Annotated in this window: 23 protein-coding genes and 2 pseudogenes; 20 read left to right on the forward strand and 5 right to left on the reverse strand. The window is 66.8% G+C overall.

The genetic code is table 11. From position 1 onward, the window contains the following. The first annotated feature begins 56 nt into the window (after nucleotides 1-56). From ffh to trmD, 6 genes are all read left to right on the forward strand, one after another. Nucleotides 57-1,643: a signal recognition particle protein gene (gene ffh / locus ACFWAY_RS11675; protein ID WP_378450222.1), complete on the forward strand. Its 1,587-nt coding sequence runs from the start codon at nucleotides 57-59 to the stop codon at nucleotides 1,641-1,643. Between the two features lie 3 nt (nucleotides 1,644-1,646). Further along, nucleotides 1,647-2,732 (forward strand): amidohydrolase family protein, encoded by a 1,086-nt coding sequence (locus tag ACFWAY_RS11680; RefSeq protein ID WP_378510713.1) that lies wholly within the window; start codon nucleotides 1,647-1,649, stop codon nucleotides 2,730-2,732. 179 nt (nucleotides 2,733-2,911) lie between these two features. Continuing rightward, nucleotides 2,912-3,373 (forward strand): 30S ribosomal protein S16, encoded by a 462-nt coding sequence (gene rpsP / locus ACFWAY_RS11685; protein ID WP_378450224.1) that lies wholly within the window; start codon nucleotides 2,912-2,914, stop codon nucleotides 3,371-3,373. Continuing rightward, nucleotides 3,370-3,612, forward strand: a complete 243-nt coding sequence (locus ACFWAY_RS11690) for an RNA-binding protein (RefSeq protein ID WP_005240479.1) — start codon at nucleotides 3,370-3,372, stop codon at nucleotides 3,610-3,612. Before rpsP ends, ACFWAY_RS11690 begins: the two co-directional genes overlap by 4 nt. 13 nt (nucleotides 3,613-3,625) lie before the next feature. Further along, the gene (rimM, locus tag ACFWAY_RS11695) at nucleotides 3,626-4,177 is read left to right on the forward strand and encodes a ribosome maturation factor RimM (protein ID WP_378510714.1); all 552 of its coding nucleotides are present in this window, start codon (nucleotides 3,626-3,628) and stop codon (nucleotides 4,175-4,177) included. 10 nt (nucleotides 4,178-4,187) lie between these two features. Then, nucleotides 4,188-4,880 carry a tRNA (guanosine(37)-N1)-methyltransferase TrmD gene (trmD, locus tag ACFWAY_RS11700; protein WP_378510715.1) on the forward strand — a complete coding sequence of 231 codons (693 nt, stop codon included), beginning with the start codon at nucleotides 4,188-4,190 and terminating at the stop codon, nucleotides 4,878-4,880. A 25-nt stretch (nucleotides 4,881-4,905) separates the two neighbouring features. Here trmD and ACFWAY_RS11705 read toward each other — a convergent pair whose 3' ends face one another. Further along, nucleotides 4,906-5,943 carry a serine hydrolase gene (locus ACFWAY_RS11705; RefSeq protein WP_378510716.1) on the reverse strand — a complete coding sequence of 346 codons (1,038 nt, stop codon included), beginning with the start codon at nucleotides 5,941-5,943 and terminating at the stop codon, nucleotides 4,906-4,908. 75 nt (nucleotides 5,944-6,018) lie between these two features. On the opposite strand from ACFWAY_RS11705, the gene ACFWAY_RS11710 reads away from it, so the two are divergent. The 7 genes from ACFWAY_RS11710 to ACFWAY_RS11740 all read left to right on the forward strand — a co-directional run bounded on the left by ACFWAY_RS11710 (nucleotide 6,019) and on the right by ACFWAY_RS11740 (nucleotide 12,742). Continuing rightward, nucleotides 6,019-8,352 carry a Tex family protein gene (locus ACFWAY_RS11710; RefSeq protein WP_378510717.1) on the forward strand — a complete coding sequence of 778 codons (2,334 nt, stop codon included), beginning with the start codon at nucleotides 6,019-6,021 and terminating at the stop codon, nucleotides 8,350-8,352. 74 nt (nucleotides 8,353-8,426) lie between these two features. Beyond that, nucleotides 8,427-9,332 carry a hypothetical protein gene (locus ACFWAY_RS11715; RefSeq protein WP_378450402.1) on the forward strand — a complete coding sequence of 302 codons (906 nt, stop codon included), beginning with the start codon at nucleotides 8,427-8,429 and terminating at the stop codon, nucleotides 9,330-9,332. A 94-nt stretch (nucleotides 9,333-9,426) separates the two neighbouring features. Further along, on the forward strand, nucleotides 9,427-9,768 hold the full coding sequence (gene rplS / locus ACFWAY_RS11720) for a 50S ribosomal protein L19 (protein ID WP_005240490.1): 342 nt from the start codon (nucleotides 9,427-9,429) through the stop codon (nucleotides 9,766-9,768). Nucleotides 9,769-9,849: 81 nt separating this feature from the next. Continuing rightward, a complete protein-coding gene (lepB, locus tag ACFWAY_RS11725) occupies nucleotides 9,850-10,632 on the forward strand; it encodes a signal peptidase I (RefSeq protein WP_378450403.1) in 783 nt (260 codons plus the stop codon). Then, nucleotides 10,629-11,309, forward strand: coding sequence for a ribonuclease HII (locus ACFWAY_RS11730; protein WP_378450229.1), 681 nt, complete (start codon nucleotides 10,629-10,631; stop codon nucleotides 11,307-11,309). The genes lepB and ACFWAY_RS11730 overlap by 4 nt, the downstream gene beginning before the upstream one ends. Before the next feature lie 37 nt (nucleotides 11,310-11,346). Beyond that, nucleotides 11,347-11,664 (forward strand): DUF2469 domain-containing protein, encoded by a 318-nt coding sequence (locus ACFWAY_RS11735; protein ID WP_005240496.1) that lies wholly within the window; start codon nucleotides 11,347-11,349, stop codon nucleotides 11,662-11,664. Between the two features lie 34 nt (nucleotides 11,665-11,698). Next, nucleotides 11,699-12,742 carry a patatin-like phospholipase family protein gene (locus ACFWAY_RS11740; protein ID WP_378510718.1) on the forward strand — a complete coding sequence of 348 codons (1,044 nt, stop codon included), beginning with the start codon at nucleotides 11,699-11,701 and terminating at the stop codon, nucleotides 12,740-12,742. A 55-nt stretch (nucleotides 12,743-12,797) separates the two neighbouring features. Here the strand turns inward: ACFWAY_RS11740 and ACFWAY_RS11745 are convergent, their stop codons facing one another. Next, nucleotides 12,798-14,141, reverse strand: a complete 1,344-nt coding sequence (locus ACFWAY_RS11745) for an MFS transporter (RefSeq protein WP_378510719.1) — start codon at nucleotides 14,139-14,141, stop codon at nucleotides 12,798-12,800. Next, entirely contained in the window at nucleotides 14,138-15,856 is a 1,719-nt protein-coding gene (locus tag ACFWAY_RS11750) for an amidohydrolase (RefSeq protein ID WP_378450232.1), read from the reverse strand. Before ACFWAY_RS11750 ends, ACFWAY_RS11745 begins: the two co-directional genes overlap by 4 nt. A gap of 224 nt (nucleotides 15,857-16,080) precedes the next feature. On the opposite strand from ACFWAY_RS11750, the gene ACFWAY_RS11755 reads away from it, so the two are divergent. The 7 genes and pseudogenes from ACFWAY_RS11755 to ACFWAY_RS11785 all read left to right on the forward strand — a co-directional run bounded on the left by ACFWAY_RS11755 (nucleotide 16,081) and on the right by ACFWAY_RS11785 (nucleotide 22,645). Further along, nucleotides 16,081-16,983 carry an Lrp/AsnC family transcriptional regulator gene (locus ACFWAY_RS11755; RefSeq protein WP_378510720.1) on the forward strand — a complete coding sequence of 301 codons (903 nt, stop codon included), beginning with the start codon at nucleotides 16,081-16,083 and terminating at the stop codon, nucleotides 16,981-16,983. 52 nt (nucleotides 16,984-17,035) lie between these two features. Further along, nucleotides 17,036-17,908: an LLM class F420-dependent oxidoreductase gene (locus tag ACFWAY_RS11760; RefSeq protein WP_378510721.1), complete on the forward strand. Its 873-nt coding sequence runs from the start codon at nucleotides 17,036-17,038 to the stop codon at nucleotides 17,906-17,908. Nucleotides 17,909-18,118: 210 nt separating this feature from the next. Further along, on the forward strand, nucleotides 18,119-18,475 hold the full coding sequence (locus ACFWAY_RS11765; protein ID WP_378510722.1) for a YraN family protein: 357 nt from the start codon (nucleotides 18,119-18,121) through the stop codon (nucleotides 18,473-18,475). Then, a pseudogene (locus tag ACFWAY_RS11770) lies at nucleotides 18,475-20,014 on the forward strand (YifB family Mg chelatase-like AAA ATPase). Before ACFWAY_RS11765 ends, ACFWAY_RS11770 begins: the two are co-directional and overlap by 1 nt. Then, nucleotides 20,014-21,164: pseudogene (gene dprA / locus ACFWAY_RS11775) on the forward strand (DNA-processing protein DprA). The pseudogenes ACFWAY_RS11770 and dprA overlap by 1 nt, the downstream one beginning before the upstream one ends. Before the next feature lie 263 nt (nucleotides 21,165-21,427). Further along, a complete protein-coding gene (locus ACFWAY_RS11780) occupies nucleotides 21,428-22,021 on the forward strand; it encodes a hypothetical protein (protein ID WP_378510723.1) in 594 nt (197 codons plus the stop codon). A 51-nt stretch (nucleotides 22,022-22,072) separates the two neighbouring features. Next, nucleotides 22,073-22,645 (forward strand): hypothetical protein, encoded by a 573-nt coding sequence (locus ACFWAY_RS11785; RefSeq protein WP_378450238.1) that lies wholly within the window; start codon nucleotides 22,073-22,075, stop codon nucleotides 22,643-22,645. Between the two features lie 992 nt (nucleotides 22,646-23,637). On the opposite strand, the gene ACFWAY_RS11790 is transcribed toward ACFWAY_RS11785, so the two are convergent. Together ACFWAY_RS11790 and ACFWAY_RS11795 are read right to left on the reverse strand one after the other, a co-directional pair. Next, a complete protein-coding gene (locus ACFWAY_RS11790; RefSeq protein WP_378510724.1) occupies nucleotides 23,638-24,843 on the reverse strand; it encodes an IS4 family transposase in 1,206 nt (401 codons plus the stop codon). Between the two features lie 193 nt (nucleotides 24,844-25,036). After that, a partial coding sequence (locus ACFWAY_RS11795) for an IS1380-like element ISRjo1 family transposase (protein ID WP_378510725.1) occupies nucleotides 25,037-26,101 on the reverse strand: 1,065 nt, incomplete at its 5' end.

Consider the following 26,101-nt stretch of genomic DNA (forward strand, 5'->3'; position numbering starts at 1 on the left):
AGGCTGGGGCCCGAGAATATCCACCGCACACTCGCATGACTTCAGGAGCGCACTCGGTGTTCGAATCCCTTTCCGACAGGTTGACCGGAGCCCTCAAGGATCTGCGTGGCAAGGGTCGCCTTTCCGGAGCCGACATCGATGCCACCTGCCGTGAGATCCGGTTGGCCCTGCTCGAGGCAGACGTCGCGCTGCCCGTCGTCCGCTCGTTCATCGCCAAGATCAAGGAACGCGCCAAGGGCGTCGAGGTCTCCGGGGCGCTGAACCCGGCGCAGCAGGTCGTCAAGATCGTCAACGAGGAACTCGTCGGGATCCTCGGTGGCGAGACCCGCCGGCTGGCGTTCGCCAAGACGCCGCCGACGGTCATCATGCTCGCCGGTCTCCAGGGTTCCGGTAAGACGACCCTCGCCGGCAAGCTCGCGAAGTGGCTACGCGACCAGGGGCACACCCCGCTGCTCGTGGCCTGCGACCTGCAGCGTCCCGGCGCCGTCACCCAGCTGCAGATCGTCGGTGAGCGCGCGGGAGCCACGGTGTTCGCACCGCACCCCGGCACGTCCATCGGCGGCGGCGACAACGAGCTGGGCATCACCGCGGCCGACCCGATCGAGGTGGCCCGCGCAGGTGTGGAGGAAGCCCGCAACAAGCAGTTCGACGTGGTCATCGTCGACACCGCGGGTCGCCTGGGTATCGACGCCGACCTGATGGCGCAGGCGGCGGGTATCCGCGACGCCGTGAACCCGGACGAGACGATCTTCGTTCTCGACGCGATGATCGGTCAGGACGCGGTCAGCACGGCCGAGGCGTTCCGTGAGGGTGTCGGATTCACCGGCGTCGTGCTCACGAAGCTCGACGGTGACGCCCGCGGTGGTGCGGCGCTCAGCGTCCGCGAGGTCACCGGGCAGCCCATCCTGTTCGCGTCCACGGGTGAGAAGCTCGACGACTTCGACGTCTTCCACCCCGACCGCATGGCAAGCCGCATTCTCGGCATGGGTGACGTCCTCAGCCTGATCGAGGCTGCCGAGCAGCACTTCGACGCCGAGCAGGCCGAGGCCACAGCACAGAAGATAGGCTCCGGCCAGCTCACGCTGGAAGACTTCCTCGAGCAGATGATGGCCGTTCGCAAGATGGGCCCCATCGGCAATCTCCTGGGCATGCTCCCGGGTGCGGGGCAGATGAAGGACGCTCTCGCGAACGTCGACGAGAAGCAGCTCGACCGTGTGCAGGCCATCATCCGCGGTATGACCCGCGCCGAGCGCGACGATCCCAAGATCATCAACGCGTCCCGCAGGCTGCGGATCGCCAACGGATCGGGTGTCAAGGTCTCCGACGTCAACCAGCTCGTCGACCGTTTCTTCGAGGCCCGCAAGATGATGGCCGCGATGGCCGGGCGTATGGGCATGCCCGGTTCGCGTAAGCCGCAGCGCAGCAAGAAGGGCAAGAAGGGCAAGAAAGGTGGCAAAGGACCGACGCCGCCGAAGGTGCGCGGAGGATTCCCCGGCGGCCTGCCCGGAGGGTTTCCGGGTATGCCGCCAGGAGGTCTCCCCGCGGGGATGCCCGACCTGTCGAACATGCCGAAGGGCCTGGACGAATTGCCTCCTGGACTCGAGGGCATCGACCTGTCCCAGCTGAAGCTGCCGAAGAAGTAGCCGATGGGCGCGCTGCATTTCCGGGGCACCGGTCTGCCCGACGAACAGCCGGTCGAATTCTGGGTCGACAACGGTGTGATCTCGACGGAACCGGTTCCCGGCGCCGAGACCGTGTGTGAATCCGGGTGGATCGTTCCCGGTCTCGTCGACGCCCACTGCCACGTCGGCATCAGGTTCGGCGGCGGCGGTGGCGAGAGCGCCGAGGGGTTGATCGCGCAGGCGGAGACCGAGCGCGACTGCGGGGTCCTGCTGATTCGTGACGCGGGTTCGCCGGTCGACACCCGGTTCGTCGACGACCGCCCCGACCTGCCGAGGATCATCCGCGCCGGGCAGCACATCGCGGCCCCCAAGCGCTATATCCGCGGACTGCCGGTCGATCTCGAGGACGAGTCGCAGTTGCCCGACGAGGTGGTGCGCCAGGCCAGGGCCGGTGACGGGTGGGTCAAGCTCGTCGGCGACTGGATCGACCGCTCCGCGGGCGACCTGGCGCCGTTGTGGAGCGACGACATCCTCGTCGAGGCGATCGCGGCCGCGCACCGCGAAGGGGCTCGCGTCACCGCGCACGTCTTCGCCGAGGATGCGCTTCCGGGCCTGATCAACGCCGGAATCGACTGCATCGAGCACGGCACCGGGCTCACCGACGAGACGATCGAGCTGATGGTCTCGCACGGAACCTCGCTCGTCCCGACGCTGATCAACATCGCGACGTTCCCGGACATCGCCGAGTCCGCCTCGCGGTTCCCGCTCTACGCCGCGCACATGCGTGACCTGCACTCGCGGGTGAAGGACACGATCGGTGCCGCTCACGACGCGGGGATCCCGATCTACGCCGGCACCGACGCGGGCGGATCGATCGTCCACGGACGCATCGCCGACGAGGTCGAGGAACTGAAGGCGGTCGGACTGACCCCGTCCGAGGCGCTCGGCGCCGCGTGCTGGGACGCGCGGACCTGGCTCGGACATCCGGGGGTGGAAGCGGGTGCGTCCGCGGATCTGCTGGTCTTCCGCAGCGACCCGCGCGCGAGCAGCGACGCCCTCGCCGCGCCCGATGTCGTGGTGCTGCGGGGCAACGTCGTCAAGACCCGATGACCTGGTTTCCCCCTGACGGTGTTCGTCTGGCAGAATGAACCGCTGTTCGTCGCATCCGGTCACGCACCGCGCGGCGGTCACAGATTAGAGGCAAAACCGGGCGCGCTATTCCTGCGCGTCGCCGAATTGCACGTGACATGTGGGCACACTCGTGTGCGCACTGAAGGAGAAGTACAGCAGTGGCTGTCAAGATCAAGCTCACCCGGCTCGGCAAGATCCGGAACCCGCAGTACCGCATCGTCGTCGCCGACTCCCGCACCCGCCGCAACGGCCGTGCGATCGAGACCATCGGCAAGTACCACCCCAAGGAAGAGCCCTCGCTGATCGAGGTCGACTCCGAGCGCGCCCAGTACTGGCTCGGCGTCGGCGCCCAGCCCACCGAGCCCGTCGAGGCCATCCTCAAGATCACCGGTGACTGGCAGAAGTTCAAGGGCCTTCCGGGCGCCGAGGGCACCCTCCGCGTCAAGGAAGCCAAGCCCACCAAGCTGGAGCTGTTCCAGGCTGCGCTCGCGCAGGCCGAGAACGAGCCCGTCGGCGAGGCCATCACGCCCAAGAAGAAGAAGGCGAAGGCCGAGGACGCCGAGGCTGCTGCCGAAGCTCCCGCCGAGGCTGCTGCAGAGTCCGAGGCTGCTGACAAGTGAGTGCCGTCGTCGCCGATGCCGTGGAGCACCTCGTTCGTGGCATCGTCGCCAACCCCGACGACGTTCGTGTCGAGCTGATCACCGGGCGTCGGGGGCGCACTGTCGAGGTGCACGTCAACCCTGACGATCTCGGCAAGGTCATCGGCCGCGGTGGTCGCACCGCGACCGCTCTGCGCACGCTGGTCTCCGGTATCGGTGGCCGCGGGATCCGTGTCGACGTCGTCGACACCGATCAGTAGAGGCTTTACAACAGTGGAGCTCGTCGTCGGCCGTGTCGCCAAGTCGCATGGCATCAAGGGTGAGATCGTGGTCGAGGTTCGTACCGACGAACCCCAGGATCGATTCGCCGTCGGTGCCGTGCTGCGGGGGCACAAGCCGCGCGAGCAGACTGTGAGCACGTACACCGTGGAAGCCGCCCGGGACCATTCCGGGCGGCTTCTGCTGCGCCTCGAGGGTGTGTCGGATCGCACCGCGTCGGATGCCTTGCGGGGCACGTTGTTCGTCATCGACAGTGCCGAACTCGAGCCCTCCGACGACCCCGACGAGTTCTACGATCACGAACTCGAAGGACTGTCGGTGCGCCTCGCGGACGGCACCGAGGTGGGCACCGTCATCGAGGTATTGCATTCCGCGGCAGGCGAATTGCTCTCGATCCGCCGGGCGGGCGAACAGTCCGGCGAACTCCTCGTCCCGTTCGTGGCCGCGATCGTCACGTCGGTGTCCGTCGCCGACGGTGTCGCCCTGATCGATCCGCCGGAAGGGCTGCTCGATCCCGACTTCGGTGAATCCACCGACGGGAAGTGAGTCGGTAGCCATGCGTCTCGACGTGGTCACCATCTTCCCCGAATACCTCGAACCGCTTCGAGCGGCGTTGCTCGGCAAGGCCATCGACAAGGGCCTCATCTCCGTCGACGTGCACGATCTGCGGGACTGGACGCACGACGTCCACAAGGCCGTCGACGATTCGCCGTACGGCGGCGGGCCGGGGATGGTCATGAAACCCACCGTGTGGGGGCCCGCGCTCGACGACGTCCTCGCCGCGGGTGACGGCGACTCGGAGACTCTGCTGGTCGTCCCCACACCGGCCGGTGTCCCTTTCACGCAGGCCACCGCCGAGCGCTGGGCAGGGGAGAAGCACATCGTCTTCGCCTGCGGACGTTACGAAGGCATCGATCAGCGCGTGTTCGACGACGCCGCCCGCCGTGTGCGCGTCGAAGAAGTGAGCATCGGCGACTACGTCCTCATCGGGGGTGAGGCGGCCGTGCTGGTGATGACCGAGGCGTTCGTGCGCCTGATTCCCGGCGTGCTTGGCAATCAGCAGTCGCACCAAGAGGATTCGTTCTCCGACGGCCTCCTCGAAGGGCCCAGCTACACGCGGCCGGCGACGTGGCGCGGACTCGACGTCCCGCCCGTCCTGCTGTCGGGTGATCACGCGAAGGTGGCTGCGTGGCGACACGAGCAGTCACTGCAACGCACCGCCGAACGCCGCCCGGACCTGCTGCCCTGAAACGATTTCCGGGCCCGCCCGGGCACTAACCCTGGGGCTGCGCCCAGTCGTCGACGACACCGGTCGGGAACAGGGACTTCACGAACCCGGTTATCGTGTCTCGTGCATGCCGGGCGCTGGAATCGTCGGTGACGTCCGTGATCGCGGTGTCCGGGTACGACTCCTCGTCGTCCTCGTACCGGATGTCCTCCCGCGACGCGACGGCCACGATGTAACGGTTGTCCTCGCCGATCAGCCCCGTCGACACGTGGATCCACCGATCGCCCACACAGCACATCCAACCCTGCTTCACCCCGACGACGCTCTCGCCGGGCAACCCGTCGGGGATGCCGAACCGCTGGTCGTAACCGTCGATCGCCTCGGGTGTCGCCGAGCGCAGATAGCCGACGAACTCGGCGATGCGACCCGGGCCCAGCCCGTCGCGGTCGTCGAGAAGCCCGGCATAGAACGTCACGAGGTCGGCGGCGGTCGTCTCGGTGTTCCACCACAACCCGTCCCAGGGCGGTGTGGTCGCCGCGAGTCCGTACCGCCCGGCGACGTCGACGACGAGATCCGAGCCGCCGAGATCGTCCCAGAGGGTGTTGGCCGCGTCGTCGTCGGAGGATTGGAGCATCCGCGTCACGAGGAGACGGTCGTAGTCGGACAGCGGCCGCTCACCGAGCGCGTCGAGATGATACATCTGGGCGGCGATGAACAGCTTGGCCAGCGACGCCGTTTCGACTGGTTCGGCGGCGGCGCCCTCCAGGTAGCTGCCGGTGGCGTGGTCCAGAACGGCGATCGACACGTCGGCGCCGCGCTCGGCGGCCGCCATCGCGACCGCCGCCGAGATGCGTTCGGCGAGGGGTGCGGAGACGGGGACCCGCGCGGAGGGGAACGGCTCGGGGCTCACGGTCACGGCGTCACCCGCCGGCGGGTCGTCGGCCGGGAGGAGATCGGGGGTCGCGACGGCCGGTGACGTCGCCGGGATGTCGACCACCGAGTTGGTCTCGGTGGGGATGGTGCAGGCCAGCGGCGCACCCAGCAGGAAGATCATGACCGTCAGGCACCGGATCAGCCTGGACATGAAATTCTCCCGAGATTTCCGTGACGGCCTCACCGCCGGCGATATTGTCTCAGAGTAGCGGTAGGGTCCATTTCCGTGACTCTCAAGACCGTGAACCAGCGCATTGCCGAGGAGCTCGACGTCCGGGAGGGACAGGTCGCGGCCGCCGTGGACCTCCTCGACGGTGGAGCCACCGTGCCCTTCATCGCCCGGTACCGCAAGGAAGTCACCGGAACGCTCGACGACGCTCAGCTCCGCCAGCTCGAGGAACGCCTGAGGTACCTGCGGGAACTGGACGAGCGCCGGGTTGCCGTGCTCGAGTCGATCGACTCGCAGGGCAAGCTCGACGACCAGCTGCGCGGGCAGATCATGACGGCCGACACGAAGGCGCGCCTCGAGGACATCTACCTGCCGTTCAAGCCGAAGCGTCGCACCAAGGCGCAGATCGCCCGCGAGGCCGGTCACGAACCCGTCGCTGACGCACTGATCACCGACCCTTCCACCGATCCGGCGTCCTACACGGCCGAAGAGCTTGAGGGTGCGCGCGCGATCCTCGTCGAGCGCTTCGCCGAAGACGCCGACCTGGTGGGTGAGCTCCGCGAGCTGATGTGGACCCGCGGGCAGCTGGTGTCCGCGGTCCGCAAGGGTAAGGAGACCGACGGCGCGAAGTTCGCCGACTACTTCGAGTTCTCCGAGCCGTTCGGCAAGCTCCCGTCCCACCGGATCCTGGCGGTGCTGCGCGGCGAGAAGGAAGAGGTGCTCACGCTCACCCTGGCGTCCGACACGGAGGAGCCCGTCCCCGGCGAGCCCACCGTCTACGAGGGCCGGATCGCCGGCCGGTTCGGCATCGCCGACCGCGGCAGGCCCGCCGACCGGTGGCTGCTCGACACCGTGCGGTGGGCGTGGCGCACCAAGATGATCGTCACGCTGGGCATCGACACTCGGATGCGCCTGCGACAGTCGGCGGAGAAGGACGCCGTCGACGTGTTCGCCAACAACCTGCGCGACCTGCTGCTGGCAGCGCCTGCCGGTACCCGCGCCACGATGGGCCTCGACCCCGGTTTCCGGACCGGCACGAAAGTCGCGGTCGTGGACGCCACCGGCAAGGTGGTGGCCCACGACACGATCTATCCGCATCAGCCGCAGAACAAGTGGGACGCCTCCCTGGCCACCCTCGCCGGTCTCGTCGCCAAGTACGGCGTGGAGCTCGTCGCCATCGGGAACGGCACCGCCTCCCGCGAGACGGATGCGCTTGCGACCGAGCTGATCGCCAAGTCGGGCGCCACCAACCTGACGAAGATCGTGGTGTCCGAGGCCGGCGCGTCCGTGTACTCGGCGTCCGCGTACGCCTCGGCGGAGCTGCCCGACCTCGACGTGTCGATCCGTGGAGCAGTCTCCATCGCGCGCCGCCTGCAGGATCCCCTCGCCGAACTGGTGAAGATCGACCCGAAGTCGATCGGCGTCGGTCAGTACCAGCACGACGTGTCGGAGACGCTGCTCGCACGGTCGCTCGGTGCCGTCGTCGAGGACGCGGTGAACGCGGTCGGCGTCGACGTGAATACCGCGTCGGTGCCGCTGCTGTCCCGCGTGTCCGGAATCGCCGGTTCGCTGGCCGAGAGCATCGTCGCGCACCGGGACCAGAACGGCCCGTTCCGCAGCCGCAAGGGACTCAAGGACGTCGCGAGACTCGGTCCGAAGGCGTTCGAGCAGTGCGCCGGCTTCCTGCGCATCCCCAACGGGGACGACCCGCTCGACGCGTCCAGCGTCCACCCCGAGGCCTACCCGGTGGTGCGCAAGATCGTCGGCGCCAGCGGCACCGGCGTGCGCGAGATCATCGGCAACACGTCCGCGCTCCGCAGCCTGAACCCGGCAGATTTCGTCGACGACCGGTTCGGTCTCCCCACGGTCACCGACATCATCGGTGAGCTCGAGAAGCCCGGTCGCGACCCCCGCCCCGAGTTCAAGACGGCCACGTTCGCGGCCGGCATCGAGAAGGTGTCGCACCTGAAGCCGGGGATGACCCTCGAGGGTGTCGTCACCAACGTGGCGGCGTTCGGCGCGTTCGTCGACATCGGCGTTCACCAGGACGGCCTCGTGCACGTGTCCGCGATGTCCCACAACTTCATCAAGGACCCGCGGGACGTCGTGAAGTCGGGCGACGTCGTGAAGGTGAAGGTCCTCGAGGTCGACGAGGCCCGTCAGCGCATCGGGCTGTCGCTGCGGCTCGACGACGAGGTCGGGACCGGCCGCAAGAACGACGGTCCCCGCGGCGGCGGACAGCGGCAGGATCGGCGGGGAGGCGGGCAACCGCAGGATAAGCGCGGCGGCAAGCCGCCGCAGCAGGGTGGACGCGATCGTGGGCGTGACTCCCGCCCGGCGCCCGGCGGTTCGATGGCCGACGCGCTGCGGAAGGCGGGGTTCGGCAAGTAAAGAGGTCACCATCCCGACACGAGCCTCCACTTTTCGATGGAGTGACTAGTTCTTTACTGGGATAGTGGATGCCGATGTACGAATGGCTGGATCGGGAAATCGTCGGGCACGGGCGCCTGCCTCTGCTCTTTTTCCTGCTCGGGTTTCTCGCGGCTTTCCTGTTCATCCGGCTGAGCGTGCGGATGATCCGCGCGGAGGTGTCGTGGTGGCCGGGCAACGTGAAACCCGGCGGGCACCACGTCCACCACGTGGTGTTCGGCGTCGTCACGATGCTCATGTCGGGAGTCGCCCTCATCGCCGTGTACGAGGACGGCACCCAGACCACCGGCGCCGTCCTCGCCACGTTCTTCGGGATCGGCGCCGCGCTGGTGCTGGACGAGTTCGCGCTGATCTTCTACCTGCAGGACGTGTACTGGGCGGATGAGGGCCGGACGTCGGTCGATGCCGTGTTCGTGGCGATCGCGGTGACGGGGCTGCTGCTCCTCGGACTCCGGCCGCTCGAACTGATCAACGTCACCGACTTCCGGGATTCGCCGGATCCCTGGGTGCGGGTCGCGATCGCGTTGTCGTCCGTGATCAACCTGCTCATCGCGGCGGTGGTGCTGCTGAAGGGGAAGATCTGGACCGGGCTGCTCGGCCTGTTCATCTTCCCGATCCTGCTGATCGGGGCGCTCCGATTGAGCCGGCCCAGCGCACCGTGGGCCCGGTGGCGCTACACCGCAAAGCCGAAGCGGATGCTCCGGGCACTCGAACGGGAGCGGAAGTGGCGTCGGCCGGTCATCCGGGCCAAGATCTTCGTGCAGGACTTCATCGCGGGGACTCCTAGCGCGGAGCACGTGAAAGAAGCCGCGGAACATGCCAGGGTGGCGGCCGAGGTCGAACTCGACCATGTGGTGCATGCGGCGCCACCGCCGATTTCTCTTCACCCGGTGGCGTCTGGCACAATGGACGGGTTGCCTGGACCAGGCAGCAATACTTGATCTGGGCACGAACCAGACGAGCACCGGTGTTCTCCGAACGTCCAGGTGCCGCTCGGTTCCTCTGCTCCTGCGAAAACGCAAGGATGGAACACCGATGAACACTCTCGATTTCCTGGACAAGAAGTCCCTCCGCGACGACATTCCCGAGTTCCGTCCCGGCGACACCCTCAACGTGCACGTCAAGGTCATCGAAGGCTCGAAGGAGCGTGTGCAGGTCTTCAAGGGCGTCGTGATCCGCCGTCAGGGCGGCGGCGTCCGCGAGACCTTCACCGTCCGCAAGGTCTCCTTCGGTGTCGGCGTCGAGCGCACCTTCCCGGTCCACAGCCCGAACCTGGCGCAGATCGAGGTCGTCACCCGCGGTGACGTCCGTCGTGCCAAGCTGTACTACCTCCGCGATCTGCGTGGCAAGGCCGCCAAGATCAAGGAAAAGCGCTGACCTTTCCGATGAGCCCGGCACTGCGTACTCGCAGTGCCGGGCTAATCTGATTTCGTGACAGATTCTTCGAAGGAGCGGGCATTGTCGTCGGAATCCGAGACCACCGGCGATTCGGCCGCCACCTCCGCCGTGAACGGCGGTGCGGCGGAGCCCGAGAAGAAGCCCCGCTCCTTCCTCCGCGAGTTGCCGATCCTGATTCTGGTCGCGCTCGTTCTGAGCTTCTTGTTGCAGACGTTCGTCGCCCGGGTGTATCTCATTCCGTCGGAATCGATGGAACCGACGCTGCACGGGTGCGCGGGCTGCACCGGCGACCGCATCGTGGTCGAGAAGATCGGTTACCGCTTCGGTGAACCGCAACCGGGTGACGTCATCGTGTTTCGCGGTCCCGATTCGTGGTCGCAGGATTTCGTCTCCACCCGGTCCTCCAACGTGGTGATCCGCGGTGCGCAGGAACTCGGTTCCCTCGTCGGACTCGTCCCCCCGGACGAGAACGACCTCGTCAAGCGTGTGATCGCCACCGGCGGTCAGACCGTCGAATGCTGCGACGACCAGGGCCGCATCCTGGTCGACGGCAAACCGCTCGACGAGCCCTATGTCGTCATGGACTTCCCGTTCGTCCCCGGCTCCCAGGCCTGCGACACGGCGCTGAAGTCGGCGCGCTGCTTCGGCCCGGTCACCGTCCCCGACGGCCACCTCTGGGTGATGGGCGACAACCGCAGCAACTCCGCGGACTCGCGGTACCACGTGGGCGACGACATGCAAGGCACCATCCCGCTCGACAACGTGATCGGTAGGGCGGTCTTCATCGCGTTGCCGCCGTCGCGGATGGGCACGATCAGTTCACCCGATATTCAGGGCAAGTGACTTCCTGGCCTCCACGCATCGTCATTCGCAGGTCGTCCGGTCTGCGGACGATGGAGTCGGCCCTGGTCCGCAGCGGCCTCGGGCCGGTGGCCGGTGTCGACGAGGCAGGCCGGGGTGCGTGTGCGGGCCCGCTCGTCGTGGCGGCCTGCGTGCTCGCGCCGAAGCCGTATCCGGCGCTGGCGCGCCTCGACGATTCGAAGAAGCTCACCGAACGCACGCGTGAAGAGCTGTTCCCGGCCATCACCCGGCTGGCAGTGGCGTGGAGCGTCGTGTCTTTCCCGGCCGAGGAAGTCGACCGCATGGGTGTGCACGTAGCCAACATCGAGGGCATGCGACGTGCCGTCGCGGGCCTCTCGACCACCCCGGGTTACGTTCTCACCGACGGCTTCCGAGTCCCGGGGCTCCCGGCCCCGTCGCTGCCGGTGATCGGCGGCGACGCCGCGGCGGCATGCATCGCGGCGGCGAGCGTGCTGGCCAAGGTGTCTCGTGACCGGGTGATGGTCGCGATGGACGAGACACATCCCGGTTACGGTTTCGCGATCCACAAGGGTTACAACACCCCCGCGCACTTGACGGCGCTCGAGAAGCTGGGCCCGTGCCCGGAGCACCGCCGCTCGTGGTCGAACGTCGCGGCGCTGCTACACCGAGTGGATAACAGTTCCGGAAGTGCGAGATGATGACAATTCACACCAGAGCAGGAGGACTCCGAGACCGATGAGTGCCGAGGATCTCGAGAAGTACGAAACCGAGATGGAGCTGTCGCTCTACCGCGAATATCGGGACATCGTCGGTCAGTTCTCCTATGTCGTGGAGACCGAGCGCCGGTTCTATCTGGCCAACTCGGTGGAGTTGCTGCCGCACAACGCGGACGGAGAGATCTACTTCGAGCTGCGGATGTCCGATGCGTGGGTGTGGGACATGTACCGTCCCGCGCGCTTCGTGAAGTATGTCCGGGTTATCACGTTCAAGGACGTGAACATCGAGGAGCTCGACAAGCCGGACCTGCGGCTCCCCGACAACGGTCTGTCCTGACGGTCCGAAGTTCTCGTCCGCGTACGATCATCCGATGACCGGACCGAGGCGCGTTGCGCTGGCTCTGGGTAGCGGCGGTGCACGGGGGTACGCCCACATCGGAGCGATCCAGGTACTCGAGGAGCGCGGGTTCGAGATCGTCGGCGTCGCAGGATCGTCGATGGGTGCCCTGGTGGGTGGACTCCACGCCGCGGGCAAGCTCGACGACTTCACCCGGTGGGCGATCGGCCTGACCCAGCTCGACGTCGTGCGGCTTCTCGACCTGTCGGTGTCCGCACCCGGAGCTATCCACGCCGAGAAGATCCTGCAACGGGTCAGAGAAATGCTCGGCGAGATCCGCATCGAAGATCTTCCCATTCCCTACACAGCCGTGGCCACCGATCTCGCCGCGGGGCGGTCGGTGTGGTTCCAGCGAGGACCCGTCGACGCGGCCATCCGTGCGTCGATCGCGATCCCCGGTGTCATCACGCCGTATGTGCTCAACGGCCGGGTGCTCGCCGACGGTGGGGTGCTCGACCCTCTGCCGATGGCGCCGCTCGTCTCCGTGAGCGCCGACCTGACCGTCGGGATCAGCCTGAGTGCCGAGGATCGGGACGGTCGCTCCCTGGCCCCGGAGAACGTCAGTGCGGACTCGCGACCGGTGGACGAATGGGTGGCCCGCTTCCGCCGGAGCGCCGCACAGCTGCGTGACCTGGACATCGTGCGGTCGGTCGTCGGGCGGTTCGGCGCCGCGCACACTGACCCGGATCCGTCGGATGAGCAGGTCGGCCAGGTGATCGGCGATCAAACCGTGGTCGAGGGCGACGCGGTGGCAGTCCCGAAGTTCAGCCGGTTCGCGGTGATGAACCGTTCGCTCGACGTGATGCAGGCGACGTTGGCGCGCTACCAACTCGCCGCGTACCCACCGGACGTGCATGTTCGGGTGCCCCGGAACGCGTGCCGCAGTCTCGACTTCCACCGTGCCGCCGAGATGATCGAACTGGGTCGGGTGCTCACCGGGCGTGCGCTCGACGAGGCCGGACTCGTTTCGCCGGCAGCCGTCGCGTCTTCCGCAGAGTCGAACGTCGAGCCCACCTGACAGGTGGAAGGGCCGGGGCTGCGCACGCAGCACCGGCCCTTCCCGTCACGTAATTTCAGCTCGAGGCCGGAGCCCGGGCGGCGCCCAGGTCACCCACCGATTCGCCGGACTCGCCGTCGACGTGATCGACGTGCTGCGGCGCCACGAGCAGGCAGAGAATACTGACTGCGCACATTCCGATCAGGAGGCCGATCACCGGCCACACGCTGCCGGTGGCCCGGTACATGAGCGTGGACACCAACGGTGACAGCCCGCCGAAGATCGCGCCCGCGCCCTGGTAGGCGAGGGAAATGCTGGTGTACCGGGCCTGCGGACGGAACATCTGCGACAGCACCGCCGCGATCGGACCGTAGGTCGCGGCCAAGACGAGCCGCACGACGGCGAAGGTCAGGAAGATCAGGACTACCGAACCGGACTTCAGGACCAGGAACTGTGGTGCGGCGAGCACCGCGACGGCCAGCAGTCCGTAGATCACCACGCGGATCCGGCCGACCTTGTCACCGAGCCAGGCGACCCCGAGAGTGGCGATCAGCTCCACCACCGCGGCGACGCTGAGCGCGTTGAGGATGAGTGTTTCGGACAGCCCGACGTCCGGGTCGGTGGCGTACGCCGTGATGAACGTCGTCACCAGGTAATAGCCACCCACCGCGACGGGCAGGATGCCCATGCCGAGCAGGATCGGGCGCCAATTGGTGACGATGGCGTACTTCAGTGGCAGCGCTTCGGGTTCGGACGCCGCCTGCACCTCGGACTCGAAGACGGGGGATTCCTCCACCTTCAGTCGCACCAGCAGCCCCAGGCCGATCAGCAGCGCCGAGCACAGGAAGGGCAGCCGCCAGGCCCAGTCCCGCAGGGCGTCGTCGCCGAAGGTCGAGAGGACACTGAAGAACCCGGTGGCGAGCAGCGCGCCGGCGGGGTTACCCAGCTGTGCGAATCCGCCGTAGAACGTCTTCTTGTCCTCGGGCGCGTGTTCGACGGCCATCAGCACGGCGCCACCCCACTCGCCGCCCACCGCGAAGCCCTGCACGAAGCGCAGCACCACCAGCAGGAGCGGCGCCCAGAATCCGATCTGCGCGTACGTCGGGAGGGCACCGATCAGGAACGTGCCCGCGCCCATCAGGGTGAGGGTCACGACGAGCGCCGTCCGCCGGCCCACCCGGTCGCCGACGTGTCCGAAGACGACGCCACCGAGTGGACGGGCGAAGAAGCCCACCGCGTAGGTGGCGAACGCGGCGGCGATGCCGGTCAGACGGTCGGTGTCGGAGGGGAAGAAGATCTCACCGAACACCAGGGCCGCCGCCGTGGCGTACACGTAGAAGTCGTACCACTCGATAGTGGTGCCGACGAAAGCCGCGAAACCCGCCTTGCGGGCCTTCGCGATCTGAGTGTCGTGACTCATGACTGATCCTCGGTGGTTGCAGTGGTCGAGAATAGGTCGCTGCGGGTGGAATGCGCCAGTTCGCCGTCGATCCAGGTTTCACGGACCTCGATGTCGGCAATGGTGTGCGGGTCGACGGTGAGAGGGTCGGCGCCGAGGACCACGAAATCGGCGCGCTTGCCGGGGGAGATGCTGCCGAGTTCGGATTCCCGTCCGAGCGCGTGGGCCCCGTTCAGCGTGTGCGCGGTGAGGGCTTGGGCGGCGGTCAGTCGCAACGCGTTCGAGCCGAGTTGATGTCCCTGCCGGGTGATGCGGGTGACGGCGGCCTGGATGGCCTCGAGAGGTTTGGGCTCGGCGACCGGCGCGTCGGAACTGATCGTGACCGGCACGTCGGCTTCGACGAATTCACCCAGGGGATTGAAACGCTCACCCGGGGTGCCGATGGCCGCGGTCACGCCCTCGCCCCAGTTGTAGTAGTGCTGCGGCTGGTTGACCGGGTACACACCGAGCGCGTGCATCCGCGTGATCTGCTCGGGGGTCGGCAACCCGCAGTGCTCGATGCGGTGGCGGGCATCGGCGTCGGGATGCGCCTTCTGCGCGGCCTCGATCGCGTCGAGGACCATGTCGATCGCGGTCGGCGACTGCGCATGCGTCGCAGTCTGCAGGCCGACGGCGTGTGCCTTCGCGATCAGAGCTGCGTAGTCGGCGGGCTCGTGATACAGCTGCCCGGTCCGGCACGGGTCGCCCACGTACCCGTCCGGGAAGTACGCGGTCCAACCGCCGAGAGTGCCGTCGGCGTAGAACTTGATCCCGCCGAACGCGAGACGTGAGTTGCCGAACGCACCGTGCAATCCGGTGTCGAGCGCGTGATCGAGCAGGTGGCTGAGCAGGTACATGCTCACGCGGGTCTCGAGCCGGCCCTGCTCCGCCAGGCGCAGGTACATGTCGAATTCGCGCCGCGTCACCTGGCAGTCGCCGATCGTGGTGACGCCGCCCTCGAGGAACTTCTCCTGCGCTACCGAGAGCTGCCGCAGATGCTCCTCGGGTTCGTCCTCGAGGTGGAAGTTCGGGCCGTGATGACCGACCTTGACGCCGTTGACGCCGGTGAGGATGTTGCAGGCGGCGTCGGACAGTTCGCCGGTCAATTCGCCGTCCGCGTCGCGGAAGAACTCGCCGCCGGGCGGATTCGGGGTGTCGCGGGTGACGCCGTGGAGTTCGAGGGTGAACGTGTTGACGACGCCGCCGTGGCCGCTCGCGTTCATCAGGTAGACCTCGCGGTCGGTACCGACCTGATCGAGTTCTTCCTTCGTGGGATGACGGCCCTCGACGAGGTTGCGGTGCTCGTAGCCGTACCCACGCACCGGGATCCCGGCAGGCTGGTTCCGGGCGGCTTCCTGCAGCAGCGCGACGATCTCGGGGATGGTGCGCGCCTTTTCGGGGCCGCAGTCCACCCAGCTGAGCATCTGGCCGTACATCAGGGGGTGGGCGTGCGGATCGACGAACCCGGGTACGACGGTCGCTCCGGCGAGATCGATGACGTCCGTCGTCCGGGTGCCGATCCTCCGCGCCTCCTCGCGACACTCCGCGACGGTGCCGACCGCGGCGAACCGATTGCCGAAGACGAGGAAGGCCTCGGCCCCCTCGGTGTCTGCGTCCACGGTGCGGAGCGTGCCACCGGTGAAGACGGTGGCGGTGGCGTCGAGGGGGGACGCCTCGTTGTGAAACAGCTTGCGCATGGGGGGTCCTTCGAGATGGTGGTGTGGGTCACGTTCCGGCTGGGAGGGAAAATTACGCCCTGACCAGGGGCTGCGCAATACATCAAAGTTTCGGTCCGGGCGGTCTACGGTGAATGTGTTCAGCTTTTGGCGCAAATTCGCACGAATTCGCAGAATCTGGCGATGTGTGCGATTCTTCTTCCCTGTCGGGAGTGCAGAAAGAAATCGAGAAATCTCGGGGCATCATGAGTGTCGAACTGGATTCCAAGCTCATCGCGGCGTTGCAGTCGAATGGTCGCGCGACGTATAGGGAGCTCGCCGCGACCGTGGGCGCACCTCGCGCCGCGGTGTCCACGCGTGTGCAGACGCTGCTCGACACCGGCACGGTGCAGGTCGTTGCCGTCGCCCATCCCGGGTTGCTGGGCCTCGAGGCGATGGCACACGTGTCCGTCGCCGTGTCGGGGCCGGTGAGTCCCGTGGCCGAGGCGCTCTGCGCGTCGGACGCGGCCGTCTACATTTCCGCGGTGAGCGGGCAGTACAACATCATCGCCGAACTGCGCGTCCCCAGCCAGCAGGACCTCTACGACGCCATCGCCGCGATCCGTGCGGAACCCGGTGTCCGCACCGTCAACACGCTGTTCTACGCCGATGTCATCAAGGGAATCTTCATGCCCAAGAGCGCATTACGGGCAGACGTTCGGCTGGACGAGAAAGACGTCGCGCTCATCGAGTTGCTGGAGGGGAACGGGCGTATGCCGTTTCTGGAACTGGCCGAGCGCACCGGGCTCTCGCCCAGTGCGGCGCGGAATCGAGTGAACCATCTGATCGACAGCACCGCGTTGCGCGTCGGAGCCGTCGTGAAGCGCCGCGGTGGCGCCAGGACACTCGCCATGGGCATCGGTGTCAGCCTCGGATCGCGGGACCGGGAGGCGTGCGCGCAGATCGAAGCCCTGCCGGGTATCGAGTTCCTGGCGCGGACACTCGGCAGATTCGACCTGATCGGCACGGTCGCCGCCGATTCGTCAGGTGACCTCTACTCCCTCGCCGAGCACATCCGGACGATCGACGGCGTGATGGCCTTGGAGACCTGGACGCACCTCGAGGTGTTCAAGGAGCACTACGCCCGCAGCCTCGACGTCCGCGGATAGGAGCGTCCCGGAAGTGCGCCGCTTCGGCCGGCAACTGTGAGACGATCGGCCGATGCGCCTCGGGTTGCATGCACTCGGGATCGGTACCGGCGCTCGTCGCGCGGTGATCGATTCTGTCGCAGTTGCCGCCGAGAACAGCGGATTCGCCACGCTGTGGGCCGGCGAGCACGTCGTGATGGTGGACCGGTCGGCATCGCGGTATCCGTACGCGGACGACGGCCGGATCGCGGTCCCCGCCGTCGCGGATTGGCTCGACCCGATGATCGGGCTGAGCTTCGCTGCCGCTGCCACCCACACGATCGGCGTCGCCACCGGTGTGTTGCTGCTGCCCGAACACAATCCCGTCCTCATGGCCAAGCAGGCGGCGACGTTGGATTTGATGAGTGGTGGCCGGCTGACGCTCGGCGTCGGCATCGGCTGGTCCAGGGAAGAATTCGCTGCGCTCGGCATTCCGTTCGAGGGTCGTGGCGAGCGTGCCGCCGAATACGTCGCGGCGATGCGCACGCTGTGGCGTGACGACGTCGCGACGTTCGCGGGCGAATACGTCCGCGTCGATTCGGTACGGGTCAATCCGAAACCCGTGCGCGATCGCCGGATTCCGGTCGTGGTCGGCGGTAACAGCGACGCGGCGCTCCGCCGGGTCGCGGCGTGGGGGGACGGCTGGTACGGGTTCAACCTGGACGGCATCGACGCCGTCACCGAACGGATCCGGACGATCCACGCACTGTGCCGGGACGCAGGGCACGACGCCGAAGAGCTGCACCTTGCCGTCGCCCTGCGGGAAGTGGCCCCCTCCGACGTCGAGGCGCTGGTCGATGCGGGTGTCGACGAACTCGTCCTCGTCGAATCGCCACCCGAGGATCCCGGTGAGGCCGCCGACTGGGTGGGGGCTCTCGCACGCCGCTGGATGCCCGCTGTCGGTTGATCGTTCGATTACAGGCTTGACAGCCTTGGCCTGGGTTTTTGGGGTGAATACTTGCCGCGGAGTGCCGAGTTGTCCACAACGTGCAGTTCATACACAGCCCAATTCGTTCGCCCAGTTCGAGCGCATCTTCCCGGAATCCGGGTCGGGCACAGTGGTGCAAGAGGCGCGGTTCGCATCGGTGGGCCGCCGGGGGACGGGGTGGAGGCTGCTGTGGCGCAGAATCTCGCGCTTGGAGCACATGGGGAGGATCTGGCCGCCCGGTATCTCACCGAGGCGGGCATGGAGATCGTCGACCGAAACTGGCGATCCCGATACGGCGAAGTCGATCTCATTGCGGCAGAGGGAGACTGGCTCGTCTTCGTCGAGGTGAAGACACGGCGCGGCCTGGGGTACGGCAGTCCCGCCGAGGCGGTGACGTTCTCGAAACAGCGCAGGATCCGCTTGCTGGCCGTCGAGTGGCTGCGCGACTCGGGCCGGCACTGGTCGCGGGTGCGGTTCGACGTGGTCGCGATCATGATCGGGCACGGTCCGCAGCCCCAGATCGAGCACGTCCGGGATGCGTTCTGATGGCACTGGGGCGAGCACATTCGGTGGCGGTGACCGGGGTCGACGGTCAACTGGTCGAGATCGAGGCCGACATCGGCCGCGGGCTCCCCGCGGTGCATCTGGTCGGGCTCCCGGACACCGCGCTGCAGGAAGCTCGGGACCAGATCAGGGCCGCGGTGGCGAATTCGGGCGAGGAGTGGCCGGATTCGAAGGTGATCCTCGCGTTGTCGCCGGCGACGCTGCCGAAAGTCGGGTCGGTCTACGACCTTGCGCTCGTCGCTGCCGTGCTGGACGCGGCCAAGCAGGTGAAGCGGCAGCGGCTGCGCGAGACCGTTCTGCTCGGAGAACTGGCGCTGGACGGGCGGCTGCGGTCGGTGCGCGGGATCCTGCCCGCGGTGCTGGCCGCGAAGAATGCGGGCTGGGCCACGGTGGTGGTCCCGGCGCAGTCGTTGCCCGAGGCGGGGCTCGTGGGCGGTGTGGAGGTGCTCGGCGCGCACGATCTGAAGGCGGCGATCGCGTGGATGCGGGAGGAGCGTGATCTCGAGTACCCGGAGCCTGCGCAGTGGGTCGCGCAGCCGCTGCGTGCCGATCTGAGCGAGGTGGTGGGCCAGGCCGAGGCGCGCTGGGCCATCGAGGTGGCGGCGGCAGGAGCGCACCACCTGATGCTCACCGGCCCACCCGGCGTGGGGAAGACGATGCTGGCGCAACGACTTCCCGGGGTTCTGCCCCCACTCACCGAGAGTGAATCGCTCAAGGTGACGGCAATCCACTCCGTGGCCGGGCTCCTGCCGCCCGAGCGTCCCCTCATCGACGTGCCACCGTTCATCGCACCCCACCACACCGCGTCCGTGAGCGCGCTCGTCGGCGGTGGAAGCGGTGTCGCGAAGCCCGGCGCCGTCAGTCGCGCCCACCGAGGGGTGCTGTTTCTCGACGAGTGCGCCGAGATCGGAACCAAGGTGCTCGAAGCCCTGCGGACCCCGCTCGAGGACGGGGAGGTGCGGATCGCGCGACGGGACGGGGTGGCCCGCTATCCGGCGCGCTTCCAGCTGATCCTCGCGGCCAATCCGTGCCCGTGCGCGCCCGCGCGCGAGGCCGACTGCGTGTGCGCACCGACTGCCCGGCGACGCTACCTCGGGAAACTGTCGGGACCGCTGATGGATCGGGTGGATCTGCGGGTGCGGATGCACGCCGTCGCGACCGGGGCGTTCATCGACGAGGTCGGGGAGAGCACCGAGGACGTCCGGCAGCGGGTGGCCGAGGCGCGGGCTGCCGCCGGCGAGCGGTGGAGTTACTACGGGTGGCGCACCAATGCGGAGGTGCCCGGACCGGCCCTGCGGCAGAAGTTCCGGTTGGCGCGGCCCGCGCTGGCGCCGGTGGAGCGCGCGCTGCACCGCGCTGGCGCCGGTGGAGCGCGCGCTGCGGAAGGGGCTGATCACGGCCCGGGGTGCCGATCGTGCGTTGCGGGTGGCCTGGACGGTGAGTGATCTGGCGGGGCTCGACATGCCGGGCCCGGAGCAGGTGGTCACCGCGTTGGGGTTTCGTGATCGGAGCTTTCAGTGATGGTGGAAAGTCGGAGTGGTGCAGGCGATCTGAGTGGTGTTCGGGATCCGCGGCGGTTGGCGTGGGCGTATCTGTCGAAGGTGGTGCAGGGGCCGTGCCCGGCGCTGTCGCGGCTCGTGGAGGAGGTGGGTCCGGAGGAGGCTGCGCGGGCCGTGCGGGAGCGGGATCTGTCGGAGATGCTGGGGAGCGCACGGTTGCGCGGGCGCATGTGGATACCGCCACGCACGATCTCGAACTGGTGGCGGGGATGGGTGGCCGGCTCGTGACGCCGGACGACGACGAGTGGCCGCAGTGGCGGCTCCTCGGTTTCGGGAATCTGTCCCGGTCGCGGGACGAGGGGCCGCCGTTGGCGTTGTGGGTGCTCGGTTCGCGGCCGGTGGCCGAACTGACCGATCGGGCGATCTCGATCGTGGGGACGCGGGCGGCGAGTGGTTACGGCGAGCACGTGACTGCGGAGATTTCGGGTGATCTCGCCGTCGACGGGTGGACGATCGTGTCGGGTGCGGCGTTCGGGGTCGATGGTGCTGCGCATCGTGCGGCGTTGGGTGTCGGGGGTCTGACGGTGGCGGTGCTGGCGTGTGGTGTGGATCGCGCGTATCCGGCGGGGCATGCGCGGATGTTGCGGCAGATCGCGCAGAACGGTGCGGTGATCAGTGAGTACGCGCCGGGCACGACACCGGCGAAGCATCGGTTTCTAGCGCGGAATCGTTTGGTTGCGAGCCTGTCCGACGGGGTGGTCGTGGTGGAGGCGGGGTGGCGCAGTGGTGCGCGGAACACGGCGAGTTGGGCGCGCAAGCTGGGGCGTCCGGTGATGGCGGTGCCGGGTCCGGTGACGTCGGCGTCGTCGACGGGGTGCAATCGGATGATTCGGGAGGGTGAGGCGCGGTTGGTCGCGAATGCCGGTGACGTGGTGGAGGAGGCCGGGCCGATCGGGCTGCGGGAAGGCCTCGACGTGGTCCGCGATCTCGATGCGCTGTCGGGTGATGCCCTGCTGGTGTACGAGGCATTGCCGGCTGTCGGGCCGCGTGGGGTCCGGGAGTTGTCCGAACTGTCCGGGGTCGCGGTGGAGCAGGTTCGGGCCGTGTTGCCGTTGCTGGAGATGGAGGGCTTCGTCGGATCCGACGACACCGGATGGTCGCGGCAGAGGTGAGAGGAACCGGGACCTGCGGACCGCGGCGGGTTGCAGACGTTCTCGTCGCCCTTCTGGATGCGGCCAAGCATGGGAAGCGGAAGCGGCTACGCGAGGCCGTCCTGATCGAACTCACCGGAGGCGGTTGGTGACGTCGAGGGCGATCGATGGAACCGGGAGTCCAGCCGATGCTTACCCAGTAATCTGATATCGGCATCGACCTCGTCGAGAGGGCTGGGAAGGCTATGGCCGCGGACTGTCAGGCGTGCATCAAGGGCGTTCCCATGATCTCACCTACCGCCGGCAAGACACGTGAACCGATCGGCGCATGTAAGAAGTGCGGCTCACTGACGTGTGGGCACCACGGCGTACGCAACAAGCAGGCTGAGTTTCTGTGTATCGAGTGCGATACTGCGCTGCAGGGTTCCAGCGCTGGTTGGAATGCGTGGCGTCTCAATCAAGGTGACCCATCTGAACTCGCGTACCAGCTTCGTCGATTGTTTCCCTCCGAGGTGGACGGTCTGCCTCCCGCTTCGATTGTCCGGTCCTTCGACGAGTGGGTAGCTACTCGCGGCTACGGCCTGGACATGACGGAGAACATTGTCAATCGCATCCCGATCATCGTCGGGCGCATTGGCGATGCGCTCGACAGAGCGAGGACGGCCGAAGAATTCAATGCCCGGAGTGCTTCAGGCAGTCCGGGACTAACCCACGATTTGGAACGAATGTGGGGATCGATGGACGACGACGGTCGTACCTTGCTTGCGGCTGCAATCGCGACTTCAGGAAGTTTCTTGATGCCGTCGTCGGTTCCCGAGCCACTCGAAGTGATCGCCACGTTCATCGACTACCCACCCCGTCGGGGCCTGACGGAGTAATCGAACCAATTCTGAGAGGTGCATGTGGACTCGTCCTCGTCAGTAAATTCGGTGTCGATCTCACCGGAACGCGTGTGGCCGGTGATGGTCGACGATGATCTGGATCGCTGGGAGGTTCAGGTTCCAGGTCAAACGATGCGTGATATTCAACTGCAGAAGTATCACGACGTCACGGGCAGAGTTCCAGTTGCCGACTGGGAAGGCGAACGCCTCGAGAAGTACGTTCGTGTCGAGCGACACGATCGTGGTAATCCGCCACATGTGGTTTTGAAGGTCAACTGTAGTTCGGCCAGCGCGGAGGAATTCGTCCGAGTGTCCCCACATGCATTTGGTCGAGCCATTGACGGCCGGGTTGTGACCCTGCACCCGAGTACGAGAAGGCGCTTTCGCGGGCAACGGATACTTTCAAGCGAAAGCCGGCGGACCAAGTTGATTGGTGTCGTTGTCGCGATCGTAGGCGTTGTTGTCACGGCGGTCAGCGGGATGAGCAAGTCTCTGAGTTGGAATTGGAGTCCGTTGTTGACTGGGACTCTGATCGTGTTGGGGGCAATCGTTGCGATCATCGCCGTCGTGCTGACTTTCTTTGCAACGGAGTGGTTCGGAGACGAAGTACCCGATAGTTGAGGGAGGGATGATTGTCTCAGTCCGGGCATTGGTAGGCGCCGGTCGTCAATGTGTTTGACGTCGTACGTCAACAGGCTGAAGATCGTTCCGATTTCTGGCGCCCAAAATTCAACTTTTCGGCACGCACGAGTCAAAGACCCGCTGTCCAGACGGAATGATCGACTGGACGAAGCGAGAGCACGCATTGGGAACTGATACGCGTGGTCGACTATTTCTGATCCCGCTCACACTCATTTCGTCGTGCTCGGTCGCCCGAAAGTGCGAGTCGAAGCGACCGATCGGCGACAAGTTGGGGTAGAAACTTCCCTATAACGCACCTCACAACCGCATGCGATACCCACTGGTGGATCAGCGTCACGTTAGGAGTGAGATATGGGGTCAGCCGAGGACTTGTGGCGGAACTTCGTCGCGCAGGTGTTGAGCCTGTTGATCGCCTCCGGCTCGTAGGGGAGTTACCGGCCGGCATTTCATCCGCCCGCGTCACCCCGATCTCGACGTTCCCCGCGTGATGCCCGTTGCCACGTGTGAGACTCCAGAATGGTCGGTGGACCACTCGGCCGTGTTGTGAGGACGGAGGTGTTATGGACGACCTCAGCCTGTGGGGAATCCCCGAGTGGGCTCGGCCTGGCATCCTCGCGATCGCATCGAGCCTTGCGCAGATCGCGTACTTTTGGTTCAGCATTACCTGAGAGGCAAGCCACGGACCGGCATCGCGTCCTGGGCGACAGTCCCATCCCCCAGCGTTGTGCCGGAGGGGTAGTTGCGCCCGTCGTGGGTATTTAGCCTCAATACCGTTCAGTTAGTGAACGAGGATGGCGCATTTCGGCGGCTGGGTGGGTTGTGGATGGTGTTGGTGGTGCGCGCGTTTGGCCGCCCATTTGAGGACCTTACGTTTGACGACCCGGGGGTTGGATCGGGGTCGGCGTGCAGGGTTGACGCGGCGCAGAAGTTTGGCGATGCCCTGATTCCACAATCGGGTGGCGGCGTGGTGGTTATGAGGGGGAAAAAGAGCTGTGGGACAGGGATCGTCGGGCGATCCGCAGGGCGGCGACGAAGGACATCCGGTCCGGGTCGTGACTGCCGGCGGTCGCGGCATCGAGCATCAGGGTGCGGATGGCGTAGTGGCAGCACAGGTGCCCCCAGATTTCCTGCTGGACCAACGGTGGGGATTTCGACCGCAGCACGGCGCGTGGTCCGCGCTGGTGGGTCTTGAGTTCGTCGAAGGTGTTCTCGATTTCCCAGCGCTGGGCGTAGGCCAGCGCCAACTCTTCGGCAGGTGCATCGGAGGGGTCGAGGATCGTGGTCAGCAGCCGGTACTGCTCGGGGTTCTCCCGCCCGTCGTCGAGGGTGTAGTCGATCACGCGCACCGTGAGCGGTGTGCGCTGCTGCCGATTTTTTCCGGAGGTGGGGAGGATCTGCGCCAGCCAGGATCCGTCGTCGAGGGTCTCGAGGTGTCGAGGTGAGAGAGTTGATTTGACCCTCCACAGCAGGTCGGCGCCGGTGGCGGCGGCCCGGGTCCACATGTCGAATCCGTAGATGCCGCGGTCGGCGAGCAGCAGCATCCCGGGTTCGAGTCTGTCGATCAGATCATGCGCCAGCTCCCGCTCGGAGGTGCGGCACGGTCCGATCGCGGCGTCGAATACCGCGTGGGTGCCGCATTCGGCGACCGCAACCAACCGTGCCTGCGGGAACGCGGACCTCTCGCCGCGGCTCGATGCCGGCCGCCCGAAATGCTCGGCGTTGGCCGGTGTGTCGGGCAGGTCGAGGCAGGTCCCGTCGAGGGCTACCAACCGGCGCCCCGCGAGCCAGGATCCAGGTGTATCCGTGTCGGCGAGAGGTCGTGCGACACGGCGGAACAGCTCCCGCACCGGCTCGTATCCCAGACGTGAACGGGCCTGGAAGATGGCCGATTTCGTCGGCGGCGACCAGGACTGCGACCATCCCGACGACCACGACAAACCGTCGGTGAGCTGCTCGAAGACCTCCTCGTAGGAGCCTTGCGAATTCAATGCCATCCCGATCGAGAAATACGCCGTCACGCGAGCGGTCAACGACCTACTGCGCTGCTCGGTCCGCCCGCATTCCGCGATCACCTCATCGACCAAGGACGCGGGAAACACCCTGGTCAGCAACCCCACCGACACCACATCCGACAACCGCCGATCCGAGACCGGCTTCACCCATCCACTCCGAGGCACACCTCATCGTAACGCAAACCCCACTAACTGAACGGTATTGTATTTAGCCTAAATCCACCGATCGACTGATGTGTCCGTGGTGAGTTTCGTTGTGCGTCAGCGAGTTGGTTACGGGCGTGGGTGATCGTCCGACCTGCGTGTCGGGTTGTTCCACTGGCTCTTTCGCGTCGATGGCGGGCAGGTGTCGCGGGTGTTAGACGATGATCGGGTGATTGCGGCCGAAGGTTCTGTCGAACAGGTTGTGCCATGGTGTTTCCCACGGCCAGTCGGTCGGTAGGTGCAGCGTCAGCCGTCGGGCGGAGGAGGCGATGCGGGCAGGGACCGAGACGAGGGTGCGGCGGAGGGTGCCGGTGGTCGCTTTCGTCAGCTTCGGGTCAGCCGTGAGGGTGCCGGCGGCACGGGTCAGGTTGAAGGCCATGACCGCGCAGACCAGCCAGGCGGCGTTCGCCGAAAACGAGTTCGACGGAAGATGGGCGAGTGCGGAGTTCTTCAGGTCCGCGTGCACCTGCTCGATGACGGCGTGTTGGCGGTGGGTCTTGTCGGCGTCGACGGTGTCGAGGTCGTCGGGGTCGGTGGTGGTGAAGAAGGCGTGGAACCGCCAGATGTCGAACAACGTGCCCTGGCCCTGGTCCTTGGGTGGTCGCAGGTCGGGGATGCGGCGCACCACCAGCCGCCCGGGGATCTGGTGGGCCTTCTTCTGCGAGGCGAACGCGGTGAACGGGATCTCGGCGACCTCCGCCCGCGAGATCCAGGTGTCGGTGGCCTCGTCGTAGAGGGCGTCGGTGTATTCGATCGGCGTCCACGCGGACTCGTCGGTGTCGATGGATGCGATCGCTCGCTTGATGGTGGAGGTCAGGCGCACGGTGACCGACACATCGGCGCCGGCACGAATCGCGGCACCGATCGTGGGATGGCCATAGAACGCCGAATCGGCTCGAAACAGAACCTTCGGCGCGCCGTTACCGCTGGTTCCTGCAGCCTGGGTGCGCAGCCGGTCTACGGTGACCAGGGCGTCGGAGACCATCCGGGCGGCGCCGCGTGCGGAGCCGCATGCTCCGCGGCGTAGGCGTTGACCGATGATCACCGGCGCGCAGGTGTCGGTGGTGACCGTGGTGAGCAGGGCGTTCAGCCCGCGTACCCCGGAGTAGCCGTATCCGGAGCCCTGTTTGCCGTGGCCGTGGACCTCGATGATCGTATCGTCGATATCGACCAGTACCCGCCCGGTGTCGATGCCGGTGACCAGCGGGGTCTTCGCGGC

This window comes from Rhodococcus sp. NPDC059968 (assembly GCF_042738615.1).
Taxonomy (GTDB): domain Bacteria; phylum Actinomycetota; class Actinomycetes; order Mycobacteriales; family Mycobacteriaceae; genus Rhodococcus_F.

What these genes read in the sequence shown, in the direction of transcription:
- ACFWAY_RS11760 (WP_378510721.1), top strand. Translation starts at nt 17,036, where the DNA reads ATGCGCCTCGGGTTGCATGCACTCGGGATCGGTACCGGCGCTCGTCGC.
- ACFWAY_RS11745 (WP_378510719.1), bottom strand. Translation starts at nt 14,141, where the DNA reads ATGAGTCACGACACTCAGATCGCGAAGGCCCGCAAGGCGGGTTTCGCG.
- ACFWAY_RS11740 (WP_378510718.1), top strand. Translation starts at nt 11,699, where the DNA reads ATGACCGGACCGAGGCGCGTTGCGCTGGCTCTGGGTAGCGGCGGTGCA.
- ACFWAY_RS11780 (WP_378510723.1), top strand. Translation starts at nt 21,428, where the DNA reads ATGATCTCACCTACCGCCGGCAAGACACGTGAACCGATCGGCGCATGT.
- ACFWAY_RS11715 (WP_378450402.1), top strand. Translation starts at nt 8,427, where the DNA reads ATGTACGAATGGCTGGATCGGGAAATCGTCGGGCACGGGCGCCTGCCT.
- trmD (WP_378510715.1), top strand. Translation starts at nt 4,188, where the DNA reads ATGCGTCTCGACGTGGTCACCATCTTCCCCGAATACCTCGAACCGCTT.
- ACFWAY_RS11735 (WP_005240496.1), top strand. Translation starts at nt 11,347, where the DNA reads ATGAGTGCCGAGGATCTCGAGAAGTACGAAACCGAGATGGAGCTGTCG.
- ACFWAY_RS11755 (WP_378510720.1), top strand. Translation starts at nt 16,081, where the DNA reads ATGAGTGTCGAACTGGATTCCAAGCTCATCGCGGCGTTGCAGTCGAAT.
- rplS (WP_005240490.1), top strand. Translation starts at nt 9,427, where the DNA reads ATGAACACTCTCGATTTCCTGGACAAGAAGTCCCTCCGCGACGACATT.
- ACFWAY_RS11680 (WP_378510713.1), top strand. Translation starts at nt 1,647, where the DNA reads ATGGGCGCGCTGCATTTCCGGGGCACCGGTCTGCCCGACGAACAGCCG.
- ACFWAY_RS11750 (WP_378450232.1), bottom strand. Translation starts at nt 15,856, where the DNA reads ATGCGCAAGCTGTTTCACAACGAGGCGTCCCCCCTCGACGCCACCGCC.
- ACFWAY_RS11705 (WP_378510716.1), bottom strand. Translation starts at nt 5,943, where the DNA reads ATGTCCAGGCTGATCCGGTGCCTGACGGTCATGATCTTCCTGCTGGGT.